Source organism: Streptomyces sp. NPDC005648 (assembly GCF_040605395.1).
GTDB lineage: Bacteria > Actinomycetota > Actinomycetes > Streptomycetales > Streptomycetaceae > Streptomyces.
Genome location: NZ_JBEXCS010000088.1, coordinates 13,472 through 27,496, shown reverse-complemented (window position 1 = coordinate 27,496; position 14,025 = coordinate 13,472). Strand labels below are relative to the sequence as shown.

At 73.2% G+C, this 14,025-nt stretch carries 12 protein-coding genes; 11 read left to right on the top strand and 1 reads right to left on the bottom strand.

The annotated features are described in order from the left end of the window. The first annotated feature begins 247 nt into the window (after window positions 1–247). From ABZT17_RS35635 to ABZT17_RS35585, 11 genes are all read left to right on the top strand, one after another. Window positions 248–823 carry an NAD(P)H-dependent oxidoreductase gene (locus ABZT17_RS35635; RefSeq protein ID WP_356355295.1) on the top strand — a complete coding sequence of 192 codons (576 nt, stop codon included), beginning with the start codon at window positions 248–250 and terminating at the stop codon, window positions 821–823. A gap of 66 nt (window positions 824–889) precedes the next feature. After that, window positions 890–1,510 (top strand): serine O-acetyltransferase EpsC, encoded by a 621-nt coding sequence (epsC, locus tag ABZT17_RS35630; protein ID WP_356355293.1) that lies wholly within the window; start codon window positions 890–892, stop codon window positions 1,508–1,510. 47 nt (window positions 1,511–1,557) lie between these two features. Next, entirely contained in the window at window positions 1,558–2,517 is a 960-nt protein-coding gene (locus tag ABZT17_RS35625) for a cysteine synthase family protein (protein ID WP_356355291.1), read from the top strand. Continuing rightward, on the top strand, window positions 2,514–3,791 hold the full coding sequence (locus ABZT17_RS35620; RefSeq protein WP_356355289.1) for an MFS transporter: 1,278 nt from the start codon (window positions 2,514–2,516) through the stop codon (window positions 3,789–3,791). Before ABZT17_RS35625 ends, ABZT17_RS35620 begins: the two co-directional genes overlap by 4 nt. Before the next feature lie 12 nt (window positions 3,792–3,803). Next, complete coding sequence (locus ABZT17_RS35615) at window positions 3,804–6,491, top strand: ATP-grasp domain-containing protein (RefSeq protein ID WP_356355287.1); 2,688 nt, start codon at window positions 3,804–3,806, stop codon at window positions 6,489–6,491. Further along, on the top strand, window positions 6,488–7,276 hold the full coding sequence (locus ABZT17_RS35610) for a hypothetical protein (protein WP_356355285.1): 789 nt from the start codon (window positions 6,488–6,490) through the stop codon (window positions 7,274–7,276). Before ABZT17_RS35615 ends, ABZT17_RS35610 begins: the two co-directional genes overlap by 4 nt. Beyond that, a complete protein-coding gene (locus ABZT17_RS35605; RefSeq protein ID WP_356355283.1) occupies window positions 7,277–8,533 on the top strand; it encodes a hypothetical protein in 1,257 nt (418 codons plus the stop codon). It abuts the gene before it with no gap. 50 nt (window positions 8,534–8,583) lie between these two features. Next, a complete protein-coding gene (gene cysK / locus ABZT17_RS35600; protein WP_356355282.1) occupies window positions 8,584–9,567 on the top strand; it encodes a cysteine synthase A in 984 nt (327 codons plus the stop codon). A gap of 1 nt (window position 9,568) precedes the next feature. Next, complete coding sequence (locus ABZT17_RS35595; protein ID WP_356355280.1) at window positions 9,569–9,784, top strand: 4-oxalocrotonate tautomerase family protein; 216 nt, start codon at window positions 9,569–9,571, stop codon at window positions 9,782–9,784. Then, the gene (locus ABZT17_RS35590; protein ID WP_356355279.1) at window positions 9,781–10,752 is read left to right on the top strand and encodes a phosphoribosylglycinamide synthetase; all 972 of its coding nucleotides are present in this window, start codon (window positions 9,781–9,783) and stop codon (window positions 10,750–10,752) included. Before ABZT17_RS35595 ends, ABZT17_RS35590 begins: the two co-directional genes overlap by 4 nt. Then, window positions 10,725–10,883, top strand: a complete 159-nt coding sequence (locus tag ABZT17_RS35585; RefSeq protein WP_356355278.1) for a hypothetical protein — start codon at window positions 10,725–10,727, stop codon at window positions 10,881–10,883. The genes ABZT17_RS35590 and ABZT17_RS35585 overlap by 28 nt, the downstream gene beginning before the upstream one ends. A 12-nt stretch (window positions 10,884–10,895) precedes the next feature. On the opposite strand, the gene ABZT17_RS35580 is transcribed toward ABZT17_RS35585, so the two are convergent. Then, the gene (locus tag ABZT17_RS35580) at window positions 10,896–13,928 is read right to left on the bottom strand and encodes a BTAD domain-containing putative transcriptional regulator (protein ID WP_356355276.1); all 3,033 of its coding nucleotides are present in this window, start codon (window positions 13,926–13,928) and stop codon (window positions 10,896–10,898) included. Window positions 13,929–14,025: the final 97 nt, after the last annotated feature.

Here is a 14,025-nt window from a genome sequence, read left to right as displayed (position 1 = left end):
TGCTCGGACCGGTGTGGCCACGGGTCCGGCGGCGCACCCTCCCGATGCGCCGCCGGACCCCGTTGATCAGCCATGACGAAGGCTGCGGGCGCGGGCTACCGAAGAATTCCCGGTCCGCTACCGCGCGGGACGGGAACGGACCGGGACGACTTCGGGAACGGTGTCGGCCACGCTCGGGGCACAACCGACACCTGCGGCACCCGCGGAAGCACCGCGGCGCCGGGCCATCCGTGAAGGGCGAGTCGCCGTGACCAAGTTCGTTCTCATCTCCGGATCCATCCGCCGGGACTCGCTCAACGCATCCGTCCTCGCCACCGTGCGCCGGCTGCTGGCGGAGCGGCCGGACGCGGACGGGATCGAGGTCGGGACGCTGTCCGTGGGCCTGCTCCCGCACTTCGACTTCGACGTCGAGCAGGCCGACGGCTCGGCCGCCGTACGGGAGGCCAAGAAGCTCGTACGGGACGCGGACGCCCTCTTCATCAGCACCCCCTCGTACAACGGCGCGATGCCGGGCGTCCTCAAGAACGCCCTCGACTGGCTCTCCCGCCCGGGCGGCGACAGCCCCCTCACGGGCAGGACCGTCGCCCTGGCCAGCGCCTCGCCGGGCGCCCGCGGCGGGGTGGACGCCCAGGCCGCGCTCGCCGCGGTGCTGACGAAGTGCGGGGCGCGGGTGGTGGCCCACGAGGCGGTGGCGGTCCCCCGGGCCGGCCAACTGCGCACCGAGGACGGCGACTTCACCGACCCCGAGGTCGTGGCGGCGCTGGCCTCGCTGATCGACGCGACGCTGACGGCCGTACGGGAGCCGGCGGGCGCGGGCGCCTGAGGCCGGGGCCGGCCACCCCACCCACACGACAGACCGCGACAGACCGCGACAGACAAGGGACTCCCCATGCCGTACCCGAAAGCCGGGACCACCGGCCTGATGAGCACACTGCGCGAGGACCTGCGTGTCGTCGTGGAGCGTGATCCGTCCGTCCGCAGCCGCCGCGAGGCCCTGCTGCACCCGGCGCTGCCCGCCCTGTGGACCCACCGGGTCGCGCACCGGCTGCACCGCCGCGGCCACCGTATGACCGCCCGGCTGCTCGCCTACGGCGCCCGGCGCGCCACCGGTGTGGAGATCCACCCCGGCGCCGAGCTGGGCCGGAGGGTGTTCATCGACCACGGGGCCGCCGTGGTGATCGGCGAGACCGCGCAGGTCGGCGACGACGTGACGATCTACCACCAGGTGACCCTGGGCGCGGTCGGCTGGTGGACCGATGTGAAACGGCCCGAGGGCGCGCGCCGCCACCCCCGGGTGGGCAACGGCGTGGTGCTCGGCACCAACGCCACCGTGCTCGGCCCGGTCACCATCGCCGACCACGCCGTGATCGGCGCGCAGGCGCTGGTCAACAAGGACGTGCCCGCCCATGCGAAGGTCCTCGCGCCGACCGCGGTGATCCGCGGCGAGGGGCAGCGGCCCCGGCTGATGGAGGACCTGTTCGCGGTGACCGCATCGGCGGGGTCCTGGTGAGGGCCCGCACCGAGGACCGACCGACCGCTTCCGACCGAGGAACCCTCATGTCCCCAGCCGTAGTCGACAGCATCACCGAACTCGTGGGCGGCACCCCGCTGTTGCGGCTCCCGCTGCGTGAAGCCGCCGACGGGGCCCGGGTGCTGGCCAAGCTGGAGTGCGTCAACCCGCTGTCCAGCGTCAAGGACCGGGCCGCCCTGTTCATGCTGACGGCCGCCGAGGAGCGCGGTGAGCTGCTGCCCGGCCACACCGTGGTCGAGTCGACGTCCGGGAACACCGGTATCGCGCTCGCCGCCCTGGCCGTCGCCCGCGGTTACCGCTGTCTGATCGTGCTGCCCGACAACGCCACCCGGGAGCGCGTCCTGACCCTGCGCATGCTGGGCGCCGAGGTCGAGTTCACCGACCACACCCTCGGCTTCGCGGGCTGTGTCGAGCGGGCCGAGAAGCTGCACGCCGATCTGCCCCGCTCCTGGTACGCGAGCCAGCACACCAACCCCGACAACGTCCGCGCCCACTACACGACCACCGGCCCGGAGATCTGGGAGGCCACCGGCGGCCAGGTCACCCACCTGGTCTGCGCGGTCGGCACCGGAGGCACCCTCACCGGCACCGCCCGCTATCTGCGCGAGCGCAATCCCGAGCTGAGGGTCGTCGCCGTCGAGCCGACCGGTTCCGCCCTGCTGTCCGGCGGCGCACCGGGCCCGCACCGCATCCCCGGCCTCAACGGCGGCTTCATCAGCCCCGTCACCGACGTCGACCTCATCGACGAGGTGATCGCCGTGTCCGACGAGGACGCGGCCGCCGCCACCCGCTCGATCGCCGCCCGCACCGGTCTGCTCGTCGGCATCTCCTCCGGCGCCGCGGCCCACGGCTCCACCGAACTGGTGCGCCGCCCCGGCCTCAGGGACGCCACCGTCGTGACCGTCTTCCCCGACACCGGCGAGCGCTACCTCAGCTGGTGGCCCGAGGACACCGAGAACGCCGAGGCCACGGAGGCCGGCCGGTGAAGTTCAAGGACCTCCACCCCAACCTGCGGCTGCGCATCGGCGTCGCCTTCGTCCAGCGGTTCTTCGACATCATGCTCGTCCCGCTGATGGTGATCCACTTCGCGAAGCTCTACGGCGCCGCGACCGCCGGTCTCATGACGCTGGTCGTGGCCCTCGCGGCCATCACCTGCAACCTCGTCGGCGGCCACCTCTCCGACACCTACGGCCGCCGCCCGATCCTGCTCGGCGGCGAACTCGGCGCCTGTCTCGCCTACGCGGGCCTCGCCTTCGTCGCCTCGCCCGCCGGCGGCGGCAACGGGATCGTCCTCTACGGCCTCTATCTGCTCGCCGCCTGCTCGGCCGGGACCGCGCTGCCCGCCAACGACGCGATGCTGGTCGACGTCACCACCCCCGAGACCCGCACCGCCGTCTACACCATCAACTACTGGTCCACGAACATGGCGTTCATGCTGGGCTCGCTGGTCGGCGGGTTCTTCTACAACGGCTACTTCTTCCAGCTCCTCGCCGCGGCGGCCGTGTTCCTCGCCGCGATCTTCACCACGACCTTCCTCGGCATCAAGGAGACCGCCCCCGAGGACGGCGTGGAGAACCCGCGCGGGGTGAGGTCCGCCCTCTCCGGCTATGTCTCGGTCGTCCGCGACCGTGTCTTCCTGCGCCTCATCGTCGCCGCCCTGCTGATCCGCTCCATCGAGGTGCAGATCTCGTCCTCGATCGCGGTGCGGCTCGGCAACCACTTCACCCCGCAGGACCTGATCGACCTCGGCTCGTGGCATGTGCGCGTGACCGGCGTCAACATGCTCGGCATCATGCGGGCCGTCAACACCCTGCTCGTCGTGTGCTGCGCCCTGTGGGTCAACCGGCTGCTCGGCAAGGTCGGCGAACGCCGGCGCCTGATGTCCGGGATCGTCGTCTTCACGGCCGGCTACATGGTGTGGGCCGTCAGCGGCGACGCCTGGACGCTGATCGTGGCGACCTTCGTCGTCACCGCGGGCGAGCTGATGAACGCCCCCGTGAAGCAGACCCTCCTCGCCAACTCCGTGCCGGACGCCTCCCGCACCAAGTACATGGCCGCCTACGGCCTCCAGGTCCGCCTCGGCCTGCTCGTCGGCTCGCTGTGCGTGACCCTCAGCGCGCTCGTGCCGAGCTGGGGCATGGCCCTGGTCTACGCCGTCTTCGGCGCCGCCGCGATGGCCCTGTACCAGTCGCTCTTCCGCGCCCAGGACGCCCGCGCGGCCGAGACCGCCCCCCTGGCCCCCGCCACCACCACTTCCTGAAAGGGACCTGCAGTGACCGAGAACAACCGGATCCTCATGGTCCAGCCGTACCACCAGCTGGTGGAGAAGGCCGTGGCGGCGGGTTTCGAGGTCGTCTCCATCTGGGACCGCACCCTCCAGTCGGCGGACTACCTGCGCGAAGTCGCCCGCCACTCCCGCGAGTTGCTGTACACCGACTTCGGCGACGAGACGGCCCTGCGCACCGTGGTCCGCGAGACCGCCCTCGCCCATGACGTGGCCCATGTGCTGCATCTGGGCAAGGAGTCCACGATGCTGCCGACGGCCCTGGAGGCCGACGCGCTCGGACTCGCCCTCAACCCGCCCGAGGCGGTACGCCTGCTCAACGACAAGGCGGCGATGCGGGCGCTGCTCGCCGCACACGGCCTGTCGCCGGTCCGCAGCGCGGTGGCCGACGCCCCGGCCCAGGTCGGCCTCCTGATGGGCGACTTCGGCTATCCGGCGATCGTCAAGCCGACCCGGCTCCAGGGCAGCGCGGGGGTGCGCCTGGTCCGCTCGGCCGACGAACTGCTGCTGTGGCGGCGGGAGGTGGAGGCCTTCGGCTACGAGGGCCCGGTCGTCGTCGAGGAGTTCCTCGAAGGCCCCGAGTTCAGCGTCGAGACGCTCAGCGCGGACGGCGTCCACCAGGTCGTCGGCATCACCGCCAAGCAGGTCACCGACGGAGACCTCTTCGTCGAGACCGGCCAGCTCTTCCCGGCCCCGCTGCCCGCCCGGACCGCCGCCGCGATGGGCGAGTTGGTGACGGCCCTCCTCGACGCGGCCGGCCACCGCTTCGGCCCCGCCCACACCGAGATCATCCTCACCCCGGCCGGCCCGCGCGTCGTCGAGTCGCAGGCCCGGCTCGGCGGCGACCGCATTCCACACCTCATCCGCATCGCCACCGGCTTCGACATCGAGGCGGCGATCTTCGAGGCCCTCGCGGGCCGCCCGGTCGAGGTCGCTCGGGCCGAGCGCTCGGCCGCGATCTCCTTCTTCCAGCTGGAGCCGGGCAGGATCGAGCACGTCGAAGGCCAGGACGCCATCAGGCGGTCGCCGTACGTCCACGACCTCCGCTTCCCCTACGGCCCCGGTGACGAGCTCCCGGTCACGGTCCACTCCGGCAGCCGGCACGGTTTCGTGGTCGTCGAGGGAGCCGACGCACGGGAGACCGAGCAGCGGGCCGACACGGCCAAGTCGCTCCTGCGGGTGACGTACGCCTCGGCGCTCCTGAACGCGGTCCGGCCGGGGACCACCGCCCCGATGGTCCCCGAGCGCACCCTGCTCCTCCTGGGCCATCTCACCGAACCGCTCCGGATCGCCAAGTCCCTCGGTCTCAACGTCATCCTGATCCAGCACAAGGACAAGTTCGACCCGGAGCAGGCGCGGCTCGCCGACGTGACCCTCGTCGCCGACTTCACCGACTGGGCCGTGGTGGAGCCGCTCGCCAGGGCCGCCCACCAGATCTGGAACTTCGCCGCCGCGCTCTCCCTGACCGAGCCCGGACTGGAGATCGCCGGGCGGATCAACGACCTGTTCGGGCTCGGCGGCACCGGGTACGAGACGGCCCGGCTGCTGCGCGACAAGCTGGCGATGCGCCGCCATCTCGCGGAGGTGGCACCGCGGTTCGCGATCGGGGCCGGGCCGCTGACCGACCGGGAGAGCCTCGCCTCGTTCGGGCGGGAGCACGGTTACCCCTTCGTGGTGAAGCCCGTCGACCTGACCGCCGGGTTCGGCATCTTCAAGGTGACCGGGCCCGGGGACGTCGACCCGGTCTGGCGGCACATCGAGGCGCTGCGGACCGGCGGCGTCGACCGGGGCACCACGCTCTACCAGGTGGGCGGCTATCTGATGGAGGAGTACATCCCCGGCCCCGAGTTCAGCGTCGAGTCCTTCAGCTTCGCCGGCCGGCACGTCGTCGTCGCGATCACCGAGAAGCTCGTCGACGAGACCCACTTCGCCGAACTGGGCCACGCGATGCCGGCCCGGCTGGAGGCGGCCGACGAGCGCCGCGTCGAGGCGGCGGTCGCCGCGTTCCTCGACGCCGTGGGCCTCACCGACGGCCCCGCCCACACCGAACTGCGGCTCGCCCCGCGCGGCCCGCTCGTCATCGAGGGCCACAACCGCAACGGCGGCGGCCGCATCCAGACCCTGGTGCGGACGGCGTACGGCATCGACCTCGTGCGGTACGCCCTCGCCTGGCCCTTCGGCCTGGTCGACGCGCTCCCCGACCGTCCCGAGGCCCGCGCGGCCGGTTGTGTGCGCGGCCTGCTGGGCCGTCCCGGCACGGTCGCCGAGGTCATCGGCGCCGACGAACTGCGTACCCACCCGGGCGTCCTCGCCGTCGACATCGCCGCCCGCAAGGGCACGGTCCTGCGGGCCGCCCGCGACAACTGGGACCGCCTGGGCCTGGTCGCCGTCACGGCCCCGGACACGGACAAGGCGGTGCTCCTGTGCGAGGAACTGGTGGCCACCCGGCTGACGGTGCGGATGGAGGGGGAGGAGCGGACACAGGCCAGTGCCGGCGACGGCGCGAGGGCCGGGGCCACCGCTCGTGCCGGTGGAGAGGAGCCGGCAGGCGCCGGACGGCCGGTTCAGGCGGGGGGCGAGGGCCGGCCCGAGTCGGGCTCGGCGGCTCGGGCCGACGGGGAGCGGGCGGCGAAGGCCGGCCCGACCAACCGGACGGAAAGCGGGGGCCGGTCATGACGCTCGTGGTCCTGCACCGGGCCTGTCTCGGCCCGCTCCCGTACGGGCGGTGGCTGGCGGACGCCGGTACCGAACTGGTCGTCGTGACCGACCGGCAGGCGCGGTTCGAGGCCGCCGAGGTGCACTGCACCGGGAGCTTCGGCACGGCCGCCGCCGAGCTGGCCGTCCTGGAAGTCTCCGCCCGCAGACGGCTGACCGCCGTGGTCGCCCTGCACCCCGACGACCAGATCCGCGCCGGCTCGCTCCGCGACCACCTGGGTCTGCCCGGGCAGACGCGGGACGAGGCGGTGGTCGGCGTCGACGCGATCCGTGCCGCCCAGCTGCTCGGGGCCGCCTCGGTGCCCGTCGTACCCCGTGCCCCGGCCGCCACCATCCCCGATCTGTACCGGGCCGCCCATCTGTGGGGATATCCGCTGGTGGTACGGCGCAGGCGCGGGCCGGAGCGCCCCGTCCTCGCCGAACTCACCGACGAGGCCGCCCTGCGCGCGTTCGCCCGCGGCGGTATCGCCGAGGGCGACACCGCGGCCACCGCCGGCCTCACCGTCGGACCGGCGGTCACCGGCCCCCGCCACCACGGTCCCGGCAACCCCGTCACCGACGCGGCACTCGCCGTCCTGCCCGCCACCCCCGGCCATCCCCTGGAGGTCGAGGCGGTGCGCGACGCACAGGGCACCTGGCGGGTGGACACCGTCCGCGGCGCGGGCGGTACGGACCGGGCGCGGGAACTGGTCCGCGCGCAGGCGGCACTCGAGCCGGCGTACCGGCACAGCGTGGAGGTGGTCTGAGTGAGCGTTCTCGTCCTGCACCAGGTCGGATCGGCGCACGCGGTGCCGTACGACGAATGGTTCGCCGACCACGACGGCGAGGTCCTGCTGCTCGCCTCGCGGGAGAACCTCGACCGGGTCGGGGAGACGGTCCCCACCGCCGGATACGCCCACGCGGAGGCGGTCGACGGCTACGACACCGGCGGTCGCCTGGAGGAACGCGCCCTGGACCTCGCCCGAGAGCACGGTGTCACCCATGTCGTCGCCCCGCACGAACGCGACCTCGAACGGGCCGCCGTACTGCGGGAGATCCTCGGGCTGCCGGGCCAGCTCCGGGAGACCGTACTGCCGTTCCGGGACAAGGCGCTGATGAAGGACCTCGCCGCGGCGGCCGGGGTGCGGGTGGCCGCGTACCGGGAGATCGAGACGGCCACCGACGTCGTCGCGTTCGCCGACGCGCACGGCTTCCCCGTCGTCCTCAAGCCCCGGGACAGCGCGGGCTCCGTCGGACTGCACATCCTGCGCGACCGCGCGGAACTCGGCACGTATCTCGCCGAGCACTTCGACCTCTACGGCCCCGACCAGCCGAACCTCATCGCCGAGGAGTACGTGCCGGGACCGCTGTGCCACATCGACGGTCTGGTCCTCGGCGGACGGCTCGCCTTCGCCTGGCCCTCGCAGTACCAGTACGCGCTCGCCACCTACGCCACCGACACCGGTCCCCGCGTCGACCTCACCCTGGACACCGACGACCCGCTGGCCCACCGGCTGCTGGAGTTCACCGAGCAGTTGCTCGACGCGCTGCCCGGACCGGAGAACTTCGCCTTCCACGCGGAGGTCTTCCACACCCCCGACGACGAACTCGTGCTGTGCGAGATCGCCTGCCGCACGGGCGGTGCCGCGATCCGTGACATCGTCACCCTGCTCTTCGGCGCCGACCCCACTCGCAGCTGGCTGCGCGCCGAACTCGGCCTCCCGGTCTCCGTCGATCAACCGCCTTCCGGGGTACGGCCGCTGCCGCGCACCATGACCGGCCAGCTGGTGCTGATGAAGCGCCCGGGCCGGGTGACCGCCGTACCGGACGGACCGCCCGACCTTCCGTGGATCGAGCGGTTCCGGGTCTTCGTCAAGCCGGGACAGACCCTCACCACGGCCCGTACCTCCTCCGACTTCCTGTGCACGGTGCTGGTCTCCGGCCCCGACCGGGCCACCGTCGAGGAACGGCTGCGGCAGGTCGAGGCCTGGTTCCTCGGCGAACTCGCCCTCGAAGACGTCTGAGACCCGGTCCGGCCCCACCCGAGCCACCCCGTTCCCGAAAGGAGCACGCCGTGCCCCAGCCCATCGCCGACTCCGTCGCCGACCTCGTCGGCAACACCCCGCTCGTCCGGCTGCGCGTCGACGACGACGCGGCCGAAGGGGTACGGCTGCTGGCCAAGCTCGAGTCGGTGAACCCGCTGTCCAGCATCAAGGACCGGGCCGCGCTGTTCATGCTGCGGGCCGCCGAGGAACGCGGTGAGCTGCGCCCCGGCGGCACCGTCGTCGAGGCGACCTCCGGCAACACCGGGATCGCGCTGGCCGCCCTCGCCGCCGCCCGCGGCCACCGGTGTGTGATCGTGCTGCCGGACAGCGCGACCGCCGAGCGGATCGCCCTGCTGCGGGCGCTCGGCGCCGAGGTCGTCCGCACCCCGCGCGACGCCGGCTACCAGGGGGCGATCGCCCGCGCCGAGGAGATCCACGCGGCCATCCCCGGCTCCTGGTTCACCTGCCAGCACGAGAACCAGGACAACGTCCGCGCGCACTACGAGACCACCGGCCCCGAGATCTGGGCGGACACCGCGGGCCGGGTCGACGTGCTCGTGTGCGGGGTGGGCACCGGCGGCACGCTCACCGGGATCGCCAAGTACCTGAAGGAGCGCAACCCCTCGGTGCACATCGTCGCCGTGGAGCCGGAGAACTCCCCGGTGCTCTCGCGCGGCACCGCGGGCCGGCACCGCATCCCCGGTCTCAACGGCGGTTTCGTCGCCGCCACCACCGACCTCTCCCTGATCGACCAGGTCGTGACCGTCACCGACGAGGACGCCCTGGACACCGCCCGCGAACTCGCCCGTACCCAGGGTGTGTTCGTCGGGGTCTCGTCCGGCGCCGCCGTGCACGCCTGCCGGCTGCTGGTCGCCAAGCCCGAGTACGCGGGCCGCACCGTCGTCACCGTGCTCCCCGACACCGGGGAGCGCTATCTGAGCCTGTGGCAGGACACCCCCGGAACCCCTGGAAGCCCCGAAACCCCCGACCCCCTCGCACAGAAGGAGAACTGACATGCCGGTGATCACCGTCGACTGGTGGCAGGGCAACGACCGCACGGCCCGCGCCGAGCTGGTCGCCGAACTGACCGAGACCACCTCGCGCATCGCGGGCTGTCCCAAGGAGGCCGTGACCGTCCTCGTCCGGGACGTCGCGCACGACCACTGGGGCAGCGGCGGCACCCTCGCCGACGAACTCGTCGGACTGCACCCGGCACCGGCCGACGCGTGAATCCCCCGGCCGACCGGCGGCTGCTCCTGGTCCAGCCCTGTCACACCTCGGTGGCCCGGGCCGTGGCCGCCGGCTTCCGGGTCTGGGCGGTCCAGGACCCGGCGCTGTGCGGAGCGCACTGCCGCGCCGAGACCGCCCGCCTCGCGCAGGCGCTGCTCCCGGCCGACACCGGTGACCCCGCCGCCCTCGCCGCCCTGCTGGGCAGCACCGCCCGCCGGCACGGCATCGACCGGGCGCTGCACCTGGGCGGCCGGTGCAGCAGGGCGGCCGCCCTCGCCGCGGCCGACGCGGCGGGCCTGTCGATGACCAGCGCGCAGTCGGTCCGCCGGATCAGCGACCGCACCGCGATGCGCCGGCTGCTCAACGAGAACGGCCGTGCGGTGGTCCGCGCCCGGGAGGCCCGCTCGCTGTCCGAGGTCTCGCTGTACGCCCGGGCGCTGGGTGTTCCCGCGGTGGTCAAGCACACCGACGCGGCGGGTCGGCACCAGGTCGCGCGGATCGCCTGCCCCGCCGACCTGGCGGCCTGGACGGCCCGCCGGAAGGCGGACGCCACGCCCGGGCCCTATCTGCTGGAGGAGTACCTTCCGGGTCCCGCCTTCGGTGTGCACACCCTCACGGTCGACGGCGCGCACCATGTCCTCGCGATCACCTCGCGCCGCGCGTGTCCGGCGCCGGACGACCGGCTGCGGGCCGAACTCCGTTCCTCGGCACGGGCGTTGCTCGACCTGGCCGACTACCGCTTCGGGCCGGCGTACACCCAGCTGGTCCTCACCCCCGAGGGCCCCCGCGTGGTGGCCGCCGAACCCTCCTGCAGCGGCTCCGAAACACGGTTGTTCCGCGCCCTCGCCGACCGGTATCCACTAGGGAACGGTTCGGGAACGCGCGGCGGCACCATCAGGGATGTCGAACGACAGCGTTACCACCACAGGGGGGAACAGCAATGCGCAGGAAGACGCTCAGACTCATAGGGATCATCGCGACGGTGCTGCTGCTCGGGGGCGCGGCGGCCACCACGGCCCAGGCCAACAACGGCGGTCCCGACGTGGTGCGCTCCGCCGCACCCCTGAACAACGGCGGCCCGGACACGACGACCGGCTGAGGGCGAGTCGCCTCAGCGGGCCCCTACGGGCATCTCCATCGACGTGAACAGTTCGTCCGCGCGTGCCCGGTGGCGGCGCGCGGACGCTCCGTCGCCGAGCGCGGCCGCGGCCTGCGCCATCCCGTCGTGGGCGCGGGCCAGCTCCACCCGGTACTCGATCGCGCCGGCCCGGTCCGCGGCGCTGCGGTGCAGCTCCAGGGCCTGCGCGTGGGCGCCGCGCTGCCGGTGCATCCGGCCGACGATGTTCTCCACGTCGCAGCACCTGAGCGCCGTACCGCGCTCCCGCACCAGGTCCAGGGCCCGCTCCGCGTACGCCGACGCCGACCGCTGCCGGCCCAGCCGCTGCTCGGCGTCGGCGGCGAGCGCGAGGGTGAGCGCGAGATCCTCCGGGACCGACGACTCGTCGCCCACGGACATCGCCTGACCGAGGCAGTCCTTCGCCCGCCCGGGCTCGCCGAGGCCGAGCAGGGCGATCGCCAGGTCGTTCAGCGCCGGAATGCCACTGACCGGCTCGCCCTCGCTACGGCGCAGCTCGACGGCCTGCTCGGCCGCGGCCGCCGCCTCCTCGTAGCGCCCGAGCCATGCGCAGACAGTGCTCAGATTGCACAGCGCCATCTCCTTGCGCATCGCGTTCTCGTGCAGCTCGATGCTGCGGACCAGGTTCTCCCGGCCCTCGGTGAGGTCCCCGAGGCAGCTGTGCAGCAGTCCCAGCTGGTCGAGGCTGACGGCCTGCCCATGGGTGTCGCCGGCGGAGCACGCGATCTCCAGTGCCTCCTCGGCGGACTTCAGACCGTGCCGGAACTTGCCGAGCTTCCAGTGCGCGGAGGTCAGGTTGGACAGGCCGGTGCGCAGCGCCGACGGGTCGCCGAGGCGGCGCGCTGAGGCCACCGCGAGCACCGCGATGTGCTCGTACTCGTCGAACGAGCCGCGCAGGTTCAGATAGAACATCGCGTTGCGGGCGAGCTGCCCGGTCTGCAGGTCCAGACCCTGCTCGTGCGCCACGGTCACGGCGGACAGCAGCGCCGCGTGCTCCTGGTCGAACCAGCCGCGCGCCTGCTCGACGCAGTCCAGCGGCGGCAGCTCCGCCTCCCCGACGGGCGCCGGCACGGTGTGCCGGGCCCGGCGGGGGAACAGCACCGTGCAGGCCCGCTCGGAGGCGGCCACGTAGTAGTCGAGCACCCGCTCCACCGCCGCGTCGTCCGCCGCCCGCGCGGCCTGGGTGCACAGGCTCTGCGCGAAGCTGCGCACCAGGTCGTGCAGCGCGTACTGGCCGAGCGTGTGCTGCTGCACCAGATGGACGTCGAGCAGCCGCTCCAGGATGTCCTCGGCCTCCCGCCGGTCCGTGCCGAGCAGCGCCGCGCCGGAGTGCACGTCGACCTCCGTGCCCGGATGCAGCCCGAGCAGCCGGAAGGCCCGCCGGTGTTCCTCCTCCATCGCCTGGTACGACAGCTGGATCGTCGCCGCGACACTGCGCTCGCCCGAGCTCAGCTCGCCCAGGCGCCGGGTCTCGTCGCGCAGCCGGTCGACCAGGTACTGCACGGTCCAGCGGGAGCGGTTGCGCAGCCGCGCGCTGGCGATGCGCAGGGCCAGTGGCAGATGCCCGCACAGCTCGGCCAGTTCGGCGACGGCGGCGGGCTCGGCGGCAGTGCGCTGCTCGCCGAGGGTCTCCGCGAGGAGCGTGGCGCTGTCGGTCGGCGGCATCACGTCCAGCGAGATCCACTCGGCGCCGTCCAGATCCATCAGCCGGGCGCGGCTGGTGACCAGCACCAGGCAGCCGGGTGAGGCCGGCAGCAACGGCCTCACCTGCGCGGAGTCACAGGCGTTGTCCAGCAGGAGCAGCACCCGCCGGCCCGCCAGTGTGGCCCGCCACAGGGCCGTACGGCCACTCTCGTCGTCCGGGACGCGCTGGTCGGGAACGCCGAGCGTCCGCAGCAGGGCGCCGAGCACGGCGGTGGGCTGCAGGGGTTCCTCGCCGGGGGAGTAGCCGCGCAGGTCGAAGCAGAGCCGCCCGTCCGGGTACTGCTCGGCGAGCTGGTGGGCGGCCCGCACCGCGAGGGAGGTCTTGCCGCTGCCGCCCATGCCGTCCACGGCCACGATCCGTGTCCCCTCGCAGGGTTCGGCGGCATGCCTCAGCAGGGTGCGCAGTTCCTCCTCGCGCCCGGTGAAGTCGGCCAGGTCGTAAGGGAGGGTGGAGAGCGAGGGCGGTGCGGGAACCCGGGGGGCCGGGGCGGAGACGGCGACGGGGGGCTGCGGCTCGGGTCCGGCCAGCTCGTCGCTGTCGTGCAGGATCGCCTCGTACATCTTCGTCAGGCGCGGGCCCGGGTCGATGCCGAGCTCCGTGACCAGCAGGTCGCGTACCCGGCCGAACTCCTCCAGGGCCTCGGCGGCACGGCCCGAGCGGTACAGGGCGAGCATCAGCTGGCCGCGCAGGGTCTCCCGCAGCGGGTTCTCGGCGATCAACTCGCGTAGCTCGAAAACGAGTTCGGATGCCTCGCCCTGATCGAGGCGGAGCTGGAAGAGCTGCTCGGCGGCGGCCAGCCGGCGCTCGTCGAGGGCGGTGGCGGCGGCGGCGAGGGTGACCCCGCCCGAGCCGGCCAGCACCGGTCCGCGCCACAGTCCGAGTGCCTGCCGCAACGATTCAGCGGCTCGCTCCGGCTCTCCGCCGGCGACCAGCTCCCGGGTCTCGCCGCAGAGCCGGGCGAACCGGCTCAGATCCAGCCGCTCCTCGTCCACGACGGCCCGGTACCCGGGCCCGTCCGTGACCAGCAGCCCGGCCCCACCGGGTATCCGGCGCCGCAGATCGGCTACCGCCTTACGGATCTGGTGGACGGCCGTCGCGGGCGGCTCCTCGTCCCACGCGGCCTCGACGAGCCGCGTAACCGGCACGACACGTCCGGGCTCCAGCAGCAGCGTGACCAGCACCCGCTCCTGAATCGGCCCCCCGAGCCGCAACCGCTCCCGTCCCGCCCAGATCTCCAGCGCGCCGAGAATTTTGAAGTGCACCGCCTGCGGCGCCGCTCCGGTCAACGCGTCCCCCGAAATCATGCAGAGCCCCGGTGGGGACCCAGTCCTGCGCAGCATAGGCCCGGGTACGGGCCTCGGCCGTATACGGACATTAGCTGTTCACACAGAGTCGCGGTAC

What these genes read in the sequence shown, in the direction of transcription:
- epsC (WP_356355293.1), top strand. Translation starts at nt 890, where the DNA reads ATGCCGTACCCGAAAGCCGGGACCACCGGCCTGATGAGCACACTGCGC.
- ABZT17_RS35585 (WP_356355278.1), top strand. Translation starts at nt 10,725, where the DNA reads ATGCGCAGGAAGACGCTCAGACTCATAGGGATCATCGCGACGGTGCTG.
- ABZT17_RS35625 (WP_356355291.1), top strand. Translation starts at nt 1,558, where the DNA reads ATGTCCCCAGCCGTAGTCGACAGCATCACCGAACTCGTGGGCGGCACC.
- ABZT17_RS35595 (WP_356355280.1), top strand. Translation starts at nt 9,569, where the DNA reads ATGCCGGTGATCACCGTCGACTGGTGGCAGGGCAACGACCGCACGGCC.
- ABZT17_RS35580 (WP_356355276.1), bottom strand. Translation starts at nt 13,928, where the DNA reads ATGATTTCGGGGGACGCGTTGACCGGAGCGGCGCCGCAGGCGGTGCAC.
- ABZT17_RS35610 (WP_356355285.1), top strand. Translation starts at nt 6,488, where the DNA reads ATGACGCTCGTGGTCCTGCACCGGGCCTGTCTCGGCCCGCTCCCGTAC.